16 protein-coding genes are annotated in these 18514 nt (G+C 69.1%); 13 read left to right on the plus strand and 3 right to left on the minus strand.

From position 1 onward, the window contains the following. Nucleotides 1–75 precede the first annotated feature (75 nt). The 7 genes from pcaDC to ACZL02_RS01095 all read left to right on the plus strand — a co-directional run bounded on the left by pcaDC (nt 76) and on the right by ACZL02_RS01095 (nt 6398). Nucleotides 76–1302: a bifunctional 3-oxoadipate enol-lactonase/4-carboxymuconolactone decarboxylase PcaDC gene (gene pcaDC, locus ACZL02_RS01065; RefSeq protein ID WP_472938347.1), complete on the plus strand. Its 1227-nt coding sequence runs from the start codon at nt 76–78 to the stop codon at nt 1300–1302. Beyond that, nucleotides 1299–2021 carry a protocatechuate 3,4-dioxygenase subunit beta gene (gene pcaH / locus ACZL02_RS01070; RefSeq protein ID WP_472938348.1) on the plus strand — a complete coding sequence of 241 codons (723 nt, stop codon included), beginning with the start codon at nt 1299–1301 and terminating at the stop codon, nt 2019–2021. The genes pcaDC and pcaH overlap by 4 nt, the downstream gene beginning before the upstream one ends. Further along, nucleotides 2021–2647 (plus strand): protocatechuate 3,4-dioxygenase subunit alpha, encoded by a 627-nt coding sequence (gene pcaG, locus ACZL02_RS01075; RefSeq protein WP_472938349.1) that lies wholly within the window; start codon nt 2021–2023, stop codon nt 2645–2647. Before pcaH ends, pcaG begins: the two co-directional genes overlap by 1 nt. 87 nt (nt 2648–2734) lie before the next feature. Then, nucleotides 2735–3469 (plus strand): 3-oxoacid CoA-transferase subunit A, encoded by a 735-nt coding sequence (locus ACZL02_RS01080; RefSeq protein ID WP_472938350.1) that lies wholly within the window; start codon nt 2735–2737, stop codon nt 3467–3469. Next, nucleotides 3466–4137, plus strand: a complete 672-nt coding sequence (locus ACZL02_RS01085; protein WP_472938351.1) for a 3-oxoacid CoA-transferase subunit B — start codon at nt 3466–3468, stop codon at nt 4135–4137. Before ACZL02_RS01080 ends, ACZL02_RS01085 begins: the two co-directional genes overlap by 4 nt. Nucleotide 4138: 1 nt before the next feature. After that, a complete protein-coding gene (gene pcaF, locus ACZL02_RS01090; protein WP_472938352.1) occupies nt 4139–5344 on the plus strand; it encodes a 3-oxoadipyl-CoA thiolase in 1206 nt (401 codons plus the stop codon). A 1-nt stretch (nt 5345) separates the two neighbouring features. After that, nucleotides 5346–6398 (plus strand): 3-carboxy-cis,cis-muconate cycloisomerase, encoded by a 1053-nt coding sequence (locus tag ACZL02_RS01095; protein ID WP_472938353.1) that lies wholly within the window; start codon nt 5346–5348, stop codon nt 6396–6398. A gap of 84 nt (nt 6399–6482) precedes the next feature. On the opposite strand, the gene ACZL02_RS01100 is transcribed toward ACZL02_RS01095, so the two are convergent. Next, nucleotides 6483–8243 (minus strand): SLC13 family permease, encoded by a 1761-nt coding sequence (locus ACZL02_RS01100; RefSeq protein ID WP_472938354.1) that lies wholly within the window; start codon nt 8241–8243, stop codon nt 6483–6485. A 209-nt stretch (nt 8244–8452) separates the two neighbouring features. Here ACZL02_RS01100 and ACZL02_RS01105 point away from each other — a divergent pair, with 209 nt between their 5' ends. Continuing rightward, nucleotides 8453–10171 carry a chloride channel protein gene (locus ACZL02_RS01105; RefSeq protein ID WP_472939083.1) on the plus strand — a complete coding sequence of 573 codons (1719 nt, stop codon included), beginning with the start codon at nt 8453–8455 and terminating at the stop codon, nt 10169–10171. A 48-nt stretch (nt 10172–10219) separates the two neighbouring features. Here the strand turns inward: ACZL02_RS01105 and iolB are convergent, their stop codons facing one another. After that, nucleotides 10220–11020 carry a 5-deoxy-glucuronate isomerase gene (gene iolB, locus ACZL02_RS01110; protein ID WP_472938355.1) on the minus strand — a complete coding sequence of 267 codons (801 nt, stop codon included), beginning with the start codon at nt 11018–11020 and terminating at the stop codon, nt 10220–10222. 267 nt (nt 11021–11287) lie between these two features. Between iolB and ACZL02_RS01115 the strand changes: the two genes are divergently transcribed. From ACZL02_RS01115 to ACZL02_RS01135, 5 genes are all read left to right on the plus strand, one after another. Next, on the plus strand, nt 11288–12154 hold the full coding sequence (locus tag ACZL02_RS01115) for a MurR/RpiR family transcriptional regulator (RefSeq protein ID WP_472938356.1): 867 nt from the start codon (nt 11288–11290) through the stop codon (nt 12152–12154). 85 nt (nt 12155–12239) lie between these two features. Beyond that, nucleotides 12240–14159 carry a bifunctional 5-dehydro-2-deoxygluconokinase/5-dehydro-2-deoxyphosphogluconate aldolase gene (locus ACZL02_RS01120; RefSeq protein ID WP_472938357.1) on the plus strand — a complete coding sequence of 640 codons (1920 nt, stop codon included), beginning with the start codon at nt 12240–12242 and terminating at the stop codon, nt 14157–14159. A 120-nt stretch (nt 14160–14279) separates the two neighbouring features. Continuing rightward, on the plus strand, nt 14280–16133 hold the full coding sequence (iolD, locus tag ACZL02_RS01125; RefSeq protein ID WP_472938358.1) for a 3D-(3,5/4)-trihydroxycyclohexane-1,2-dione acylhydrolase (decyclizing): 1854 nt from the start codon (nt 14280–14282) through the stop codon (nt 16131–16133). Nucleotides 16134–16188: 55 nt separating this feature from the next. After that, nucleotides 16189–17091 (plus strand): myo-inosose-2 dehydratase, encoded by a 903-nt coding sequence (gene iolE / locus ACZL02_RS01130; protein WP_472938359.1) that lies wholly within the window; start codon nt 16189–16191, stop codon nt 17089–17091. A gap of 81 nt (nt 17092–17172) precedes the next feature. Beyond that, complete coding sequence (locus ACZL02_RS01135) at nt 17173–18186, plus strand: Gfo/Idh/MocA family oxidoreductase (RefSeq protein WP_472938360.1); 1014 nt, start codon at nt 17173–17175, stop codon at nt 18184–18186. Between the two features lie 168 nt (nt 18187–18354). Here the strand turns inward: ACZL02_RS01135 and ACZL02_RS01140 are convergent, their stop codons facing one another. After that, nucleotides 18355–18498, minus strand: coding sequence for a DUF1127 domain-containing protein (locus tag ACZL02_RS01140; RefSeq protein WP_472935278.1), 144 nt, complete (start codon nt 18496–18498; stop codon nt 18355–18357). Between the last annotated feature and the right edge of the window lie 16 nt (nt 18499–18514).

The following is an 18514-nucleotide window of genomic DNA, read 5'->3' on the forward strand; positions in this document are numbered from 1 at the left end:
CGGCGTCGCAATCCTCATTTTGCATCACCGCGCCTGCCGATTATACAAGATCCCGGCAGCAGAGGGGGGAGGCACATGGCATTCACGACGGTCGACGGCATCGCCGTGCACTACCGCCTGGCCGGGACACCGGGAGGGCGCCGCATCCTCTTCCTCAATTCGCTCGGCTCCGACTTCCGGATCTGGGACGACGTCGCGGCGCTCCTCGCGCCACATTGCGAGATCCTGACCTACGACATGCGGGGGCACGGTCTGAGCGAGGCGACGCCCGCCCCTTACAGCCTCGACCGCCTCGTCGCGGACGCCATCGGTCTCCTCGACGTGCTGGACTGGCCGAGCGCATCGCTGGTCGGCCTCTCCGTCGGCGGCCTCGTGGCGCAAGGCATTGCGCTCAGCCATCCAGGGCGCGTCGATGCGCTGGTGCTGATGGATACGGCGGCGAAGATCGGCAACGCGGAGGGCTGGAACGAGCGCATCGCCGCCGTCGAGGCAGGCGGCGTGACGGGGATCGCCGAGGCTGTTGCCGCACGCTGGGTCTCGCTGGCCTTCGCCAAGGCGCAGCCGGCGGTGCTGGCCGGTTGGCGCGCGATGCTCTCGCAGACGAGCACCGCCGGTTATGCCGGCATCGCTTCGGCGTTGCGCGATGCCGACCTCACCGAAGACGTCGCCGGCATCCGCGCCCCGACGCTGGTGCTCGTCGGCGACGGCGATCTCGCCACCCCGCCCGACACCGTCGAGGCAACGGCGCGGCGCATTCCGGGCGCGCGCTTCGAGACCATTGCCGGTGCCGGTCACCTGCCGTGCCTCGAGCATCCCGCCGAGGTCGCCGCGGCGATCCGCGGTCATCTCGCGCTGTCGGCGACCCCTCGGCAGGCGTCGACGGAGGCGGCCGAGAGCCCGGCGGAGAGGTCCGGCGCTACGGCGTATGACGCCGGCATGGCGGTGCGGCGCGCGGTTCTCGGCAGCGCCCATGTCGATCGCGCCACCGCCGGCATCACGCCGTTCGACGCCGCCTTCCAGCGCTTCATCACCGAGGGCGCCTGGGGCACCGTCTGGTCGCGCGCGCATTTCACCCGGCGCGAGCGCTCGATCGTGACGATCGCGCTCCTCGCCGCGCTCGGCCAGGACGAGGAGGTGGCGATGCACGTGCGCGCTACCGCCAATACCGGTGCCACGGCCGAGGACATCGCCGAGGCGCTGATGCATGTCGCGGTTTATGCCGGCGTTCCCGCCGCCAACCACGCCATCAAGATCGCCAAGGCGACGCTGTCCGACATGGGCGCGGCGGGAGAAGACCGATGAGCGGCGGCTATTTCCCGCGCGACCGGTCCTGGCATCCGCCGGCGCTGACGCCGACCTACAAGACCTCCGTCCTGCGCGCCCCGCAGCACGCGCTGCTGTCGATGCCGACGACGCTCTCGGAGGAGACCGGGCCGGTCTTCGGCCGGGACATCCTCGGCCCCGATGACAACGACCTGATCCGTAATTTCAGCCAGGACGGCGGCGAGGCGATCGGCCAGCGCATCGTCGTCTACGGCCGGGTACTCGACGAGGCCGGGCGGCCGGTGCCGGGCGCCCTCCTGGAGTTCTGGCAAGCCAATGCCGGCGGGCGCTATCGCCACAAGAACGAGGGCTACCGTGCCGCCCTCGACCCGAATTTCGGCGGCTGCGGGCGGGCGATCACCAATGCCGAGGGCGGCTATGCCATCCGGACGGTGAAGCCGGGCGCCTATCCCTGGCCGAACGGCGTCAACGACTGGCGCCCGGCGCATATCCATTTCTCGGTGTTCGGCCATGCCTTTGCGCAGAGACTGGTGACGCAGATGTATTTCGAGGGCGACCCAATGATCTGGCAGTGCCCGATCGTGCGCACCATCCCCGACAGGTCCGCGATCGAGCAGCTGGTGGCCGCGCTGGATCGCCATGCGACGATCCCGATGGACAGTCTCGCCTACAAGTTCGACATCGTCCTGCGCGGCCGGCGGTCGACGATGTTCGAGAACCGGATGGAGGGCAATTGATGGTCCAGTCGCTCGCCTATCTCAACGAGTCGCCGTCGCAGACCGCGGGTCCCTACGTCCACATCGGCACCAACCCGAACTGGGTCGAGATCGCCGGCGTCTGGCGGGACGATCTCGGCCTGGTTCTCGTCGGCCCGGAAACGAAGGGCGAGCGTATTCTCGTCGAGGGCCGGCTGACCGACGGGGCGGGGGCCCCGGTGCGCGACGCGCTGATCGAGATCTGGCAGGCCGACGCCGCCGGCCTTCATCCGTCGCCCGCCGAGACCAGGGGGCAGGCCGACCCCGCCTTCTCCGGCTGGGGACGCCAGCCGGTTTCGGACGTCGACGGCACGTTCCGCTTCGAGACCATCCGCCCGGGCCCGGTGCCGATGCCGGACGGTCGGCTGCAGGCGCCGCACATCACCGTCTGGATCGTTGCCCGCGGCATCAATCTCGGCCTGCACACCCGGCTCTATTTCGCCGACGCGGCAGAAGCGAATGCCGCCGATCCGCTGCTCCAGCGCATTCCGTCGCCGGAACGCCGCGAGACGCTGATCGCCCCGCGGACCGAGCGCGACGGGCTGCCGGTCTTCACCTTCGATATTCGCCTGCAGGGCGAGAGCGAAACGGTCTTTCTCGACATCTGAGGACGCTTGTTCCCGGCGCCTCGGCGCTGCGGGACGGCGCTCCCTTTCTTTCTGCACGCGGCGGGGCTGTCCCCGCAAAGGAGTGACATGGACAAGACGCTGAGCAGCCTTGCCGAGGCCGTTGCGGGCATCGAGGACGGGGCGACGGTGATGATCGGCGGTTTCGGCGGCTCAGGTGCGCCGATCGAACTGATCCACGCCCTGATCGACCGCTTCATCGAAACGGGCCGGCCGACGAACCTCACGGTCGTCAACAACAATGCCGGCAATGGCGATGTCGGCCTCGCCGCGCTGATCGCGCAGGGCATGGTCGCCAAGCTGATCTGCTCCTTCCCGCGCTCGGCCGACCCGCGGGTCTTCACCGACAGGTATCTTGCCGGCGAGATCGAGCTGGAACTGGTGCCCCAGGGAACGCTCGCCGAGCGCATCCGCGCCGGCGGCGCCGGTATCCCGGCCTTCTATACGCCCACCGGCTACGGCACCGACCTTGCCGAGGGCAAGCCGGTCGAGGTGTTCGAGGGCCGCTCCTATATCCGCGAGCGCTGGCTGAAGGCCGACGTCGCGCTGGTGAAGGCGCATCTCGGCGACACGCTCGGCAACCTCACCTTCAATAAGGCCGCCCGCAACTTCAACCCGCTGATGTGCATGGCGGCGGCCGTCACCATCGTGCAGGTCTCGAAGATCGTCGCGCCCGGCGAGATCGACCCCGAGCACGTGGTGACGCCCGGCATCTTCGTGCAAGGTCTGGTCGAGGTGGCCGATCCCGCCCAGGAGGAAGTCCTGAACCGCGCCAAGGCCGCCTATCCGGAGACCGCCCGATGAGTTCCCGACTGACCTCCACCCAGATCGCCTGGCGCGCCGCGCAGGACATCGAGGACGGCGCCTACGTCAATCTCGGTATCGGCTTTCCCGAGATGGTGGCGCGCTTCCAGCCGCCGGGCCGGCAGGCGATCTTCCACACCGAGAACGGCATCCTCGGCTTCGGCGAGGCGCCGCAAGCGGGCGAGGAGGACTGGGACCTGATCAATGCCGGCAAGAAGGCGGTGACGCTGAAGCCCGGCACCGCCTTCTTCCACCATGCCGACAGCTTTGCCATGGTGCGCGGCGGCCATCTCGACGTCGCGATCCTCGGCGCCTACGAGGTGGCCGAGACCGGCGATCTCGCCAACTGGTCGACCGGGCCGAGAGGCGTGCCGGCGGTCGGCGGCGCGATGGACCTCGTTCACGGCGCCAAGCGCGTCGCCGTTATCACCGATCACGTCACCAAGGACGGCAAGCCAAAGCTCGTCGAGCGCTGCACCTTGCCGCTGACCGGTGTCGGCTGCGTCACGCGGGTCTATACCAGCCTTGCCGTCGTCGACATCGAGGCCGGACGCTTCGTCCTGCGCGAGAAGCTGGCGGCGCTGTCGCTGGAAGAGCTGCAGGCGATGACCGGGGCGACGCTGCATGTCGATGGCCCCGTCCTCGACCTCGTCGTGCCGGAGATCTGAGATGCCAGAAGCCTATATCTGCGCCTATGTGCGCACCCCGATCGGCCGCTATGCCGGCGCGCTCTCCTCCGTCCGCGCCGACGATCTCGGCGCGATCCCGCTGAAGGCGCTGATGGAGCGCCATCCCGGCGTCGATTTCGCCGCGGTGGACGAGGTGGTCTTCGGCTGCGCCAACCAGGCCGGCGAGGACAACCGCAACGTCGCGCGCATGTCGCTGCTCTTGGCGGGCTTGCCCGACAGCGTGCCGGGCACGACGATCAACCGCCTCTGCGGCTCCGGCATGGATGCCGTGATCACCGCGGCGCGCGCCATCAAGGCCGGCGAGGCCGAGTTGATGATCGCCGGCGGCGTCGAGAGCATGAGCCGGGCGCCGTTCGTCATGCCGAAGGCCGATGTTGCCTTCTCCCGCCAGGCGGAAATCCACGACACCACCATCGGTTGGCGCTTCGTCAACCCCATGATGAAGACCCTCTACGGCGTCGATTCCATGCCGGAGACCGGCGAGAACGTCGCCGAGGATTTTGCCGTGTCACGGGAGGACCAGGATCTGTTCGCCTGGCGCTCGCAGCAGAAGGCTGTCGCCGCGCAGGCCAATGGGCGCCTTGCACAAGAGATCACGCCCGTTTCCGTGGCGCAGAAGCGCGGCGATCCGAAGCTGGTCGAGCGCGACGAGCATCCGCGGGCCGACACGACCCTCGAGGGCCTCGCGGCGCTGAAGACGCCGTTCCGCCAGGGCGGCTCGGTCACCGCCGGCAATGCCTCTGGCGTCAACGACGGCGCGGCGGCGCTGATCATCGCCAGCGAGGCCGCCGCCCGCCGCCATGGCCTGACGCCGATCGCCCGCGTCCTCGGCGGTGCGACCGCCGGGCTTGCGCCGCGCATCATGGGCTTCGGCCCGGCGCTGGCGACGAAGAAGCTCCTCGACCGGTTGAAACTTTCGGCCGCCGATTTCGACGTCATCGAGCTGAACGAGGCCTTCGCCAGCCAGGGCCTCGCGACGCTCCGCGACCTCGGCATCGCCGACGACGACGCGCGGGTCAATCCGAACGGCGGGGCGATCGCGCTCGGCCATCCGCTCGGCATGTCGGGCGCGCGGATCACCGGGACGGCGGCGCTGGAGCTTGCTCTCACCAACCAGCGCCGGGCACTCGCCACCATGTGCATCGGCGTCGGCCAGGGGATTTCCGTCGCGCTGGAGCGGGTCTGACATGACCACGACGACGCTCGTTGGAGCGCTCTGCGGCGATACCGAGATCGCCGCGGCGTTTTCGGCGGCGGCCGAGCTGGCGTCGATCTTGAGTTTCGAAGCGGCCTTGGCGAAGGCTCAGGTCGGTTTCGGCCTGGTCCCGGCCGAGGCGGCCGCCCGCATTGCCGAGGCGGCGGCAGGGCTGCGCCCGGACACCGAGGCGCTCAGGATCGCCATGGTGCGGGACGGCGTCAGCGTGCCGTTTCTGGTGGCCGCGCTCCGGAAGGCCGTCGGCGCGCCGTACGATCGCTTCGTCCACCTCGGCGCGACCAGCCAGGACGCGATCGACACCGGCCTGATACTGCGGCTCCGCGGCGTTCTCTCCCTGCTCGACGCCCGGCTCGGGCAACTCTCCGACCGGCTTCAGCGCCTGTCGGACGGGGCCGGATCGCAGCCGCTGATGGCGCAGACGCGCATGCAGGCGGCGCTGACATTTACCCTCGCCGACCGGCTGGCCAACTGGCGCCGCCCTTTGGAGAAGCACCGGGAACGCCTCTCCGCGCTGCAGGCCGCGCTTCCCCTGCAGCTCGGCGGCCCGATCGGCAACGGCGAAAGCTTCGGCCCGGACTATGCCGGCCTCCGACGCGCGCTGGCGGCGCAGCTCGGCCTCGTCGACGCCGCGGCCTGGCAGTCCGACCGGAGCGTGATCCTCGACATCGCCCAGGCCTTCGCGCTGGTGTCGGGCACCACCGGCAAGATCGGCCAGGATTTGGCTCTGATGGCACAGACCGGGATCGCCACGGTGGTCCTTGCCGATGGCGGCGGCTCGTCGGCCATGGCGCACAAGCAGAACCCCGTCGGCGCCGAGGTGCTCGTCGCCCTCGGACGCTTCAACGCCGGGCTGCTCGGCACGATGGCCCAGTCGATGATCCACGAGAACGAGCGCTCGGGCGCCGCCTGGACGCTGGAATGGCTGCTGCTGCCGCAGATGGCCGAGACCACCGGCCGGGCGCTGGCGATCGCCGACACGCTGCTCGCCGGCGCCCGGTTTCCGACAGCGGGCCCCGCCAGCTGACAGGTCGATGACGGCCGGCGATGGCGGGTCCGCGCCGTCCCGTCGCCGGCGCAGCGGGGTGGCGCAGCAGAGTGGCGCAGAGGCTCAGTTCAGCGGCCAGACCAGCAGCAGCGCGGGCACCGCGACCACCACCACCAGAAACGACAGCGGCAGGCCGAGCCGCGCATAATCGCCAAAACGGTAGCCGCCGGGGCCCATCACCAGCGTGTTGCACTGGTGGCCGATCGGCGTCAGGAAATCCGAGCCGGCGCCGATCGCCACCGCCATCAGGAAGGCGTCGGGGCGGTAGCCGAGCGAGCTCGCGAAGGTGGCCGCGATCGGCGCCATCACCAGCACCGTCGCGGCGTTGTTGAGGAAGGGCGTCACCGCCATGGCGACGATCATGATCAGCGCCAGCGCGCCGTAAGGCGGCAGCGATACCGCGACGCCCGACAGCCAGACCGCGATGAGGTCGGTGCCGCCGGTGCGGCTCAGCGTCTCGCTGACCGGGATCAGCGCCGCGAGCATCAAGAGGATCGGCGCGTCGAGATGGCCGTAGACCTCGCGCAGCGGCAATGCCTTGGTGGCGACCATCAGCACTGCGGCGGCGAAGAACGCGACCGCCACCGGCACGATGCCCGTCGCCGTCGCCGCCATGGCGGCCGCCAGGATCGCGACCGGCAGGATCCGCTTGCGAACGCTGCCGAGCTGCAGGCGACGCTCGGCCAAAGGCAGGCAGTCCCATTCGCGCAGGAGTTCCGGCAGCCGCTCGACATCGCCTTGCAACACCAGCACGTCACCCAGCCGGAAGGTGATCTCGCCGAGCCGCTCGGTGAAGCGCTTGCCGCGCCGGCTGACGGCGAGCAGCGTCAGGCCGGTCTGGTGAAACAGCACCAGGCGCTGCGCGGTCATGCCGATGAAGCCGGAGTTCTGGCCGACGATCGCCTCGACCGTGCCGATGTCGGCGCCCCGCGAAGAGCGACCGTCGAGCGTCAGTGCGCCTTGGGCGACGAGCCGTTCCAGCGCCTCCGGGTCGCCTTCGAGGATCAGCACGTCGCTGGCGTGAAGGGTGGCGTCCGGCAGCGGTGTGCGCCGCTTGCCGTTGGCGCCGACGATGGCGGTGACCATGGCGTCCCCGCCGCCGAGTTTCTGCAGGTCGGCGACGGTCTTGTCGGCGATAGCCGACTGTGCCGTCACCCTCGCCTCCGTGGTGTAGTTCTTGATCTCGATCGCCTCCTCCAGCGCACCGCCCGCCGCCTTGCGGGCCGGCAGCAGCCAGTAGAACAGCGCGAGGAAGACGACGCCGACGGCGGCGAGGATCGCGCCGACGGGGGTGAAGTCGAACATGGTGAAGGGCGTGCCGGTGATCTCGCCGCGCAGCCGCGACACGATGATGTTCGGCGAGGTGCCGATCTGCGTCATCAGGCCACCGAGCAGCGAGCCGAACGACATCGGCATCAGGAACATCGAGGGCGAGACGCTCGACCGCTTGGCCATCTGGAAGGCGATCGGCAGCATGATCGCCAGCGCCCCGATGTTCTTCACGAAGGCCGAGAGTACGGTGACGATGACGACGAGCACGATCAGCTGGGCGCGCGGTGACGAAACCTCGGGCGCGAACCGCTGCAAGGCGAGATCCATGATGCCAGAGCGGGCGATCGCCGCGCTGACGATCAGCGCGCTGCCGACGATGATGACGATGTCGTCGGAGAAGCCTGAAAACGCGTCCGCGGGTTTCACCAGGCCGACGGCGAGTGCCGCCAGCAGAGCGCCGGCGGCGACGACGTCATAGCGAAAGCGGCCCCAGATGAAGGCCAGCATCATCAGGGCAATGATGCCGAAGGCCATCATCTGATCAAGCGTCATGGGTTTTCCCTATGCCGTGCCGCGTCCGGCAAGGCCCGCGCGGCGGCAAAGATGGCGGGCGACAAACGAAGGACCGTTGCGCCCGTTCGGCCCGGTCTATACGGCAGGGCCTGCCTCGAAACTGGACGATCATGTCGCAGACCCCCGCGCCCAACGCCGCCCCCGCCATCGATGCCCCCGTCATCCAGCCATCGAGCCGTTTCCGGGCGATGGTGCGCGGCAACGAGGTGGCGCTCGTGCTGGTCGCGGTCGTCGTCGGCGCGCTGTCTGGGGGCATGGTGACGGCGATGAGCTGGGCGGCGCAAGCCCTGCACATCGTCCTTTTCCAGCTTTCCGTGGGCGAGCGCCTGAGCGGGCTGACCGCGCTGTCCTCGCCCTGGCTCGTCCTCGTGCCGGTGGCGGGCGGGGTGGTGCTCGGCCTGCTGCTTTTCTTCCTGTCGCTGCAAAAGAAGCGCCCGCTGGTCGATCCGATCGAGGCGAACGCCCTGCATGGCGGGCGCATGTCGCTGCGCGACAGCGTGACCATCGTCGTCCAGAACCTCATCTCCAACGGGTTCGGCGCCTCGGTCGGGCTGGAGGCCGCCTATACGCAGCTCTCGGCCGGCGTCGCCTCGCGCATCGGCATCTCGTTCGAGATGCGCCGCAGCGACCTGCGCACGCTTGTCGGCTGCGGCGCCGCGGCCGCCATTGCCGCCGCCTTCAATGCGCCGCTGACCGGCGCCTTCTATGCCTTCGAGCTGATCATCGGCACCTATTCCATCGCCACGCTGACGCCGGTGGTCGCGGCGGCCTTGTCGGGCAGCTTCGTCGCGCGCCTTCTCGTCGGCAACACCTTCCTCATCGACCTCGGCGAGCCCGGAGCCGTCGTCAATGCCGACTATCCGCCGGCGATCCTCCTCGCCGTGCTCGCCGCCGGCCTCGGCATCGCCATCATGCAGGGCGTGACGATGATCGAGACCGGTATCCGCCGCACCCGCCTGCCGGTGCCGCTGCGGCCGGTGCTCGGCGGCTGCGTGCTGGCGGGCCTCGCGCTCGTGACGCCGCAGGTCCTCTCCTCCGGCCATGGCGCGCTGCACGTCAACCTCGACCTCCCGGCCAGCGCCTCGGCCGTACTGCTTCTCCTGCTCCTGAAGGCGCTGGCGTCGGCGGTCTCGATCGGCAGCGGGTTTCGCGGTGGCCTGTTCTTCGCCTCGCTCTTCCTCGGCGCGCTGCTCGGCAAGCTTTTCGCGCTGTTCGCCCCGATCGTCTTCACCGGGGCGACGTTGACCCCGGTGGTCTATTCGATCGTCGGCATGTCGGCGCTTGCGGTCTCGATCATCGGCGGGCCGCTGACCATGACCTTCCTGGCGCTGGAGATGACCGGCGACTTCCCGATCACCGCGCTGGTGCTGACGGCGTCGGTCACCGCCTCGCTGACGGTGCGCAAGACCTTTGGCTACTCCTTCGCGACCTGGCGTTTCCACCTGCGCGGCGAGAGCATCCGCAGCGCCCACGATGTCGGCTGGATCCGCAGCCTCACCGTCGGGCGGATGATGCGCCGCGACGTGCGCACCGCAGCGCTCGACACCACGCTGAAGGTGTTCCGCCGCGACTTCCCGCTCGGCTCCGCCCAGCGCGTGGTGATCACCGACGCCGCCGGCGCCTATGCCGGCATGGTGCTGGTGCCCGATGCCTATTCCGACGCGATCACCGATCTCGACGAAGGGATCGAGGGCCTTGTCCGGCTGAAGGATGTGATGCTGCTGCCGCAGATGAGCGCCAAGGAGGCGGCGGCAAGCTTCGACAAGTCGGAGAGCGAGGCGCTGGCGGTGGTCGAGGACGTCGCCTCCAAGACCGTGCTCGGCCTCCTCACCGAGAGCCATACGCTGCGCCGCTACAGCGAGGAGCTGGAGTTGCGAAGGCGCGAGGCCGCGGGCGAGGGGCGCTAGTTCGCCTTTTCTGCGGCGGTCGCCGCTTCATTTTGCAGGCGGCGCGTCTCAGACGCCGGTGAACAGCCAGGCATGCTCGGTCGCATTGTGGAACTTCCACACCCGCTGCGGGCCGGCCATCACGTTGAGGTAGTAGCCGGTATAGCCGTGCACCACTGCCACCGGATGATAGCCGCGCGGCACCAGCACCACGTCGCCGTCCTCGACCGCCATCGCCTCGTCGAGCGCGCGGTCGTCGGTATAGACACGCTGGAAGCCGAAACCCTGCGGCGGGTCGAAGCGGTGGTAGTAGGTTTCTTCGAGATAGCTCTCCTCGGGCAGCGCGTCCCGGTCGTGCTTGTGCGGCGGATAGGAGGAGGTGTGGCCGCCCGGCGTGATCACCTCGACGACCAGCAGAGAGTGCGCCGCACCGTCGTCCTCCGGCATGATGTTGGTGACATAGCGGGTGTTGGTGTCCTTGCCGCGCATCGCCTGCGGGTGCGTGCCGGGCGGGATCAGCCGGGTTGCATGCTGGCCGCCGCCCGGGGCCGAGCAGACTGCGAGCTCCAGCGCCGTCGTCGCCTCGATCTGCCAATGGCCGCCGGCGGGCACGTAGAGAGCGAAGGGCGCGCCCTCGAACGGCGTCATCCGCTCGCCAACCTCGCCGAACGACTGTCCGTCGGCGGAGATGATCGCCTTGCCGGAGACCAGGACGAGACAGACCTCGCGGTCGCCGCAGGCGGCTTCCAGCCTGTCGCCCGGCGCCAGCCGGTGCAGCGCGAAGCCGACATAGGTCCAGCCGGCGTTTGCCGGCGTCACGTCGTGCACCTGTCCCTCGGCCGCCGAGGGCCGCACCTTAAAACCCGCCATGTCGCTCTCCTCCCAACGCCACGCATCCGACAGGATGCACCAGGACGCTACCTCTTTTGAACCGGCCGCCTCTTCCCGATGACCGGCTCTGCTCGATCGCGATGCTCGAACGGCCCGCACGCAGCCACGCGGCTCAGCTTCCTTCTACCGCGCTGGTTCAAACGTTTCGAGTGCTTTCTGGAATGAACGATTGATGGGGCTGGCCAGGCAGAGTATTTATTCCGCCCGTGGCGGTCCCGCCGTAATTCCGCGCGGAAAGCCAGATCGATGAGCGAAGCGCCCTTCTCGCCCGAGACGCCCCCGCTGCCTGAGACGTTCGAGGCGTTGAAGAGCCTCATCCTGGAGCGCAAGGCGCGCCTGCCGAAGCGGCTCGGTCAGGTCGCGATGTTCGCGCTCGACCATCCCGACGACATCGCCTTCGGCACCGTCAACAGCATCGCTCTCGCTGCCGCCGTGCAGCCCTCGACGCTGGTGCGCTTTGCCCAGAACCTCGGCTTCGAGGGTTTTTCCAGTCTGCAGGCACTTTTCCGCGCCCGGCTGCGCGACCGGCGGCCGGACTATGGCGACCGGTTGAGCGCCTTGCGCCGGACGCCGGAGCAAGGGGCCTCCGCTATCCTCTCCGGCTTCACCGCCGCCGCGCGGCGGTCGCTCGATACGCTGGAGACCGCCATCGATCCCGCAGCCTTCGAGCGGGCGGTGGCGATCCTTGCATCGGCCGAGACGATCTATCTCGTCTCGAAGCGGCGGTCCTACCCGATCGGCAGCTACATGGCCTACGCCTTCGGCAAGCTCGGCATCCGCTGCCAGATGGCGGGCTCGGCGGCGGGGCTCGATGACGACATCCTGCGCTTTGCCGGACAAGGCGACGCTGCGTTCGCCGTGAGTTTCTCGCCCTACGCGTCCGAAACCGTCGCGCAGGCAAAAAGCCTCGCCGCGCGGCAGATCCCGGTGGTCTCGCTGACCGACTCGGCTTTCTCGCCGCTGGTCGAATCGTCAGAGGCCTGGTTCGAGCTCGCCGAGGCCGACCATGCCGGCTTCCGTCTGCTCTCGGCCTCCATGGCCTTCGCCATGGCCCTGACCGTCGCCGTCGCCGAGGAGCGGCAGCGGCGATCGGAGCTGGCTGGCATGGAATAAATATTCCATTTGACGACACTCCGGCATTTATGTTTCGTCATGTCGGTGGAAATCGGGATGCCTGGTGGCATCCGGGGGAGGGGCCATGCCGCAGGAGCGCACGCTGGATCTGGTGACCATCGGCCGGTCGTCGGTCGATCTCTACGGCCAGCAGATCGGTTCGCGGCTGGAGGACATTTCCTCCTTCGCCAAATCGGTCGGTGGCTGTCCCACCAACATCGCCGTCGGCACCGCGCGGCTCGGCCTTCGCTCGGCGCTGCTGACCCGCGTCGGCAACGAGCAGTTCGGCCGGTTCATCCGCGAGCAGCTGGCGCGCGAGGGCGTCGAGACCGCCGGCATCGTCACCGACCCCGAGCGGCTGACGGCGCTGGCCATCCTGTCGGTCGAGAGCGACACCTCGTTCCCGCTGCTGTTCTACCGCGACAACTGCGCCGACAATGCGCTGGGCGAGGCCGATGTCGACGAGGCCTTCATCCGCTCGGCCGGCGCCGTGCTCGTCACCGGGACGCATTTCGCAAAGCCGAACGCCGAGGCCGCGCAGCGCAAGGCGATGCGGATCGCCAAGGCGAGCGGCGCCCGGGTGATCCTCGACATCGACTACCGGCCCAACCTCTGGGGCCTCGCCGGCCACGATGCCGGCGACAACCGCTACATCGCTTCAGCCGCTGTCTCCGCCAAGATGCTGACGGTGCTTGCCGACTGCGACCTGATCGTCGGCACCGAGGAAGAGGTGCTGATCGCGTCCGGCGAAAGCGACCTCGTCGCCGCGCTGAGGACGATCCGCGACCATTCCGCCGCGACGATCGTGCTGAAGCGCGGGCCAATGGGCTGCATCGTCTATGACGCGGCCATTCCCGCCGACCTCGAGGACGGCATCGTCGGCAAGGGTTTTCCGATCGAGGTCTACAACGTGCTCGGCGCCGGCGACGCCTTCATGTCGGGCTTCCTCCGCGGCTGGCTGCGCGGCGAGCCGCACGCGACTTCCGCCACCTGGGCCAACGCCTGCGGCGCCTTCGCCGTGTCGCGCCTTCTCTGCGCGCCGGAGATCCCGACCTGGGCCGAGCTCGAATACTTCCTGGCAGAGGGCAGCCCGCACCGCGCGCTGCGCCAGGACGAGGCGATCAACCACATCCACTGGGCGACGACCCGCCGCCGCGCGATCCCGGCGCTCTGCGCGCTCGCCATCGACCACCGCTCGCAGCTCGAGGATCTCGCCGCAGGCGATCCCGCAAAGCTCGCGCGGCTGCCGGCGCTAAAGCTCCTCGCCGTCCGCGCCGCCGCCGAGGTCGCCGCCGGGCGGCCTGGTTTCGGTATGCTGATCGACGACAAGTACGGCCGCGAGGCGCTGTTTGCCGCGGCGAAGCTGCCGGCGTTCTGGGTGGCGAAGCCGGTCGAGCGGCCGGGCTCGCGGCCGCTTCGCTTCGAGTTCAGCCAGGATCTTGGCAGCCGGCTGGTCGATTGGCCCGTCGACCATTGCATCAAGGTGCTCTGCTTCTACCACCCCGACGATCCCGCCGCGCTGAAGGCCGAGCAGATCGAAACCCTCCGTGCGGCCTATGACGCCGCCCGCAAGGTCGGCCGCGAGATCCTGATCGAGATCATTGCCGGCAAGAACGGGCCGATCGGCGACGACACCATCGCGCGGGCGCTGCAGGAGCTCTACGATCAGGGCCTGAAGCCCGACTGGTGGAAGCTCGAGCCGCAGGCGAGCACGACGGCCTGGACAGCGATCGACGCGGTCATCGCCGAGAACGATGCGCATTGCCGCGGCGTCCTCCTGCTCGGGTTGGAGGCCTCGGTCAAGGCGCTGCAGGATGGCTTCGCTGCCGCCCGCGCGTCGGCGTCGGTGCGCGGCTTCGCGGTGGGGCGCACGATCTGGGCCGATGCCGCCCGGCGCTGGTTGGCGGGCGAGATCGACGATGCGGCGGCGGTCGCCGAGATGGCCGGGCGCTTCGGCCGGCTCTGCGCAACCTGGCAGGCCGCCGGGGAGCCGACAACGGGCTGATGGGCGGATCTACGCCAGCGTGAGGCCGCCGGCGGGAGGTCGCGGGCGCCGGTACGAGCGGCGGTACGAGCGACGAAAAAGGAGCGGCCGACGAAGCGTCGCCGACGGGAGGAGACGGACATGGCGGACAAGACGGTGCGGCTGACCATGGCGCAGGCCGTGGCGCGGTTCCTGACGCGGCAGATGACCGTGATCGACGGCGAGACCGTGCCGATCTTCGGCGGCGTCTTCGCGATCTTCGGCCACGGCAACGTCGCGGGGCTCGGCGAGGCGCTCTACGGCGTCCGCGACACGCTCACCACCTATCGCGGCCAGAACGAGCAGGGCATGGCGAACGCTGCCGTCGCCTTCGCCAAGGCGAGCTTCCGCCGCCGCTTCATGGCCTGCACCACCTCCATCGGCCCCGGCGCGCTCAACATGGTGACCTCCGCCGCGCTCGCCCATGCCAACCGCCTGCCGGTCCTGCTGCTGCCCGGCGACGTGTTTGCCAGCCGCCGGCCCGATCCTGTGCTGCAGCAGGTCGAGGATTTCGGCGACGGCACCGTCTCTGCCACCGACTGCTTCCGCCCGGTCTCGCGCTATTTCGACCGGATCACCCGGCCGGAGCAGATCATCCCGGCGCTCCGCCGCGCCATGCAGGTGCTGACCAACCCCGCCGATTGCGGCCCGGTGACGCTCGCCCTCTGCCAGGACGTGCAGGCCGAGGCCTTCGACTATCCCGAGAGCTTCTTTGCCGAGCGGATCTGGATGCCGCGCCGCAGCCGCCCCGACGAGGCCGAGCTGGCGGCGGCGGTCGCGCTCCTGCGGGGAGCGAAGAAGCCGCTGATCGTCGCCGGTGGCGGTGTCCTCTATTCCGAGGCGAGCGTCGGCCTTGCCGCCTTCGCCGAGGCGCACGGCATTCCGGTCACCGAGACGCATGGCGGCAAGTCGTCGCTGCCGCATTCGCACCGGCTGAACATGGGCGCCGTCGGCGTCACCGGTTCCTCCGCCTCGAACGAGCTCGCCGCCGAGGCGGACGTCGTGCTCGCCGTCGGCACCCGTCTCGCCGACTTCACCACCGGCTCCTGGGCACTGTTCCAGGCGGAGGGCGTCAGGATCGTCGGGCTAAACGTCCAGGCCTTCGATGCCGGCAAGCACGACGCGGCGCCGCTCGTCTGCGATGCGAAGGTCGGCCTTGAAGCGCTCGGCGCGGCGCTGGCGGGTTACCGTGCCGACGCCGCCTGGACGGGACGAGCGGAGGCCGGCAAGGCGCGCTGGACGGAGGCTGCGGACGCTGCGACCGCGCCGACCAATGCCGTGCTGCCCTCCGACGCTGAAGTGATCGGCGCCGTGCACCGGGCGCGAAACTCGGACGCCACCATCCTCGTCTGCGCCGCCGGTGGGCTGCCGGGCGAGCTGCACAAGCTCTGGCAGGCCGAGGCGCCCGGCGGCTATCACATGGAATACGGCTTTTCGACCATGGGCTACGAGATCGCCGGCGGCTTCGGCGTCAAGCTGGCGCGCCCGGACGCCGACGTCGTCGTGATGGTCGGCGACGGCTCCTACATGATGCTGAACTCGGAGCTGTCCTCCGCCGTCATGGCCGGCGCGGCGTTCACCGTCGTCCTCCTCGACAATGCCGGCTACGCCTGCATCAACCGGCTGCAGATGGCCACCGGCGGCGCCAACTTCAACAACATGCTGAGCGACGCCCACCATGTCGAACTGCCGAAGATCGACTTCGCCGCGCACGCCCGCGCGCTCGGCGCCGACGCCCGGAAGGTCGGCTCGATCGCCGAGCTGGAGCGCGCTTTGGCCGAGACGCGGCAGGCCACGCGCCCGACCGTCATCGTGATCGAGACCGATCATTTGCGCACCACACCCGCCGGCGGTCACTGGTGGGATGTCGCGGTGCCCGAGGTGTCTGACCGCGCCGCCGTCAACGCCGCCCGCGACGGCTACGATGCCGCCCGCTTGTCGCAGCGGCTGGGCTGAGCACCATGCCGCGTCTTTTTGTGCAGCCCCTCATTTTCGCGAGCCAGGTGAACCCATGATCCGCTACGGCACCAATCCGATCGCCTGGACGAACGACGACGACGTTTCGATCGGCGCCCATTTGACCCTCGACGACTGTCTCGCCGACTGCCGAACCATCGGCTTCGACGGCATCGAGAAGGGCCATCTGATGCCGTCCGACCCGGCGGCGCTGAAAGAGAAGCTCGCCGATTACGGGCTCGTCTTCGTCTCCGGCTGGCACTCGGTCCATCTGCTCGTCAACGATGTCGAGACCGAGATGGTCGCCATCCAGCCGCATCTCGATCTTCTTCGCGCCAACGGATCGACCGTTTGCATCGTCTGCGAATGCTCCAACACCGTGCACGGGGACGACGAGAAGGCGGTGTTCCGCGACCGGCCGGTGCTGTCCGAGGATGCGATGGCTGCCTTCGGCGCGAAGCTCGAAAAACTCGCCGCCTACTGCGCGGGGCAAGGGATAGACCTCGTCTACCACCACCACATGGGCTCGATCGTCCAGACCGGTGCGGAGATCGACATGCTGATGGCGAGCACCGGCCCGGCGACGAAGCTGCTGCTCGACACCGGCCATGCTTTCTTCGGCGGCGCCGATCCCGCCGAGCTCGCCCGCAAGCACATGGCCCGGGTGCGCCACATCCACTGCAAGAACGTCCGGCCGGAGATCGCGGATGCGGTGGAAGCCGAGAACCTCTCCTTCCTCGAGGGCGTGCGCCGCGGCGCCTTCACCGTGCCCGGCGACCCGGAAGGCGCGGTGGATTTCCTGCCGGTCCTGAAGATCGCCGCCGAGCATGGCTATGACGGCTGGCTGGTGATCGAGGCCGAACAGGATTCAGCGGTGCGCAACCCGCTGGAATACCAGTCGCTCGGCCACCGCTCGCTGAAGGCCTTCGCCCAAGAGGCCGGCCTCGACAGAAGCTGAGCGCTTGCTCCAGGGGCTTGCCCAAAAAGCGGCCCACAGACCACTGCATGATCGCGCCGAAAGGCGTCTGGGAGAGATGACATGACCCTCAACATCGGCCTCATCGGGACCGGCGCCATCGGGCGCGACCACATGCGCCGCATCACCCGCACGCTGTCGGGCGCGCGCATCGCCGGCGTCAGCGACGTTGACCGGCAGTCCGCGGAAGCCTCGCTGCCGCCGCTCGGCCTCGACGCCCGGGTGTTCGATACGGGTGCCGCGCTGATTGCCTCGCCGGACATCGACGCCGTGCTGGTGACCTCGTGGGGCGGAGCGCACGAGCCGGACGTCCTCGCCGCCGTCCGCGCCGGCAAGCCGGTGTTCTGCGAGAAGCCGCTCGCCACCACCGCCACCGCCTGCCGCAACATTGTCGACGCCGAGATCGCCGGCGGCCGGCGGCTCGTCCAGGTCGGCTTCATGCGCCGCTACGATGCGGGCTACCGCCTTCTGAAGGATGTCATCGACAGCGGCGGCATCGGCGCCCCGCTGATGGTGCATGCCGCCCACCGCAACGCCTCGGTCGCGGCGAACTACACCACCGACATGGCCATCCACGACACGCTGATCCACGAGATCGACGTGCTGCGCTGGCTGCTGGCGGACGACTACAGAAGCGTGCAGGTGGTCTTCCCCCGCCGCACGCCGCATGCCCGCGAAGGCGTGCGCGATCCGCAGGTGGTGATGCTGGAGACGGTGAAGGGCGTGCGCATCGACGTCGAGGTTTTCGTCAACTGCGTCTACGGCTACGACATCCAGTGCGAGATCGTCGGCGAGACCGGCATCGCGAAGCTACCGGATCCGATGGCGATCCCGGTGCGCAGCGGCGCCAGGCTCTCGACCGAGATCCTCACCGACTGGAAGGACCGCTTCATCGACAGCTACGACGTCGAGCTACGTGATTTCATCGAAGCGGTGGAGCGCGGCACTGCCTCGGGCCCGACCGCCTGGGACGGCTATGCGGCGGCGGTCGCAGCCGACGCCTGCGTCAAGGCGCAAGGCTCGGGCGCGATCGAGCCGGTGACCATGCCGGATCGCCCTGCGTTCTACGCCGACTGATCTAAGCCGGCTGATCTGGGCCGCATCGGCACGGCTGAGAGATAATAGAAACAGCAACGCCCGCCGGGGGAGGACCGGCGGGCGCTGTTTGGAAACCTGCGGTGGGAGGAACCGCAGGTCGTATTCGCTCGGGCCCTGGGAGGAAAAGGCCCTCGCGAAATCTGGTGTTTAGAGAGTAGCCTGACGGGCGATCGCCGGAATATCCGAGCGGGACAGGCCGAGGTCGGCCAGTTCGCGCTGCGAAAGACGGTTCAGCTCACCGCAAGTCTCGCGGTAACGGCGCCAGTTGCTGAAGGAGCGGACGATGTTCATCGTAACGACTTTTCTC

The sequence above is a fragment of the Mesocryomonas fontinalis genome (assembly GCF_055730125.2).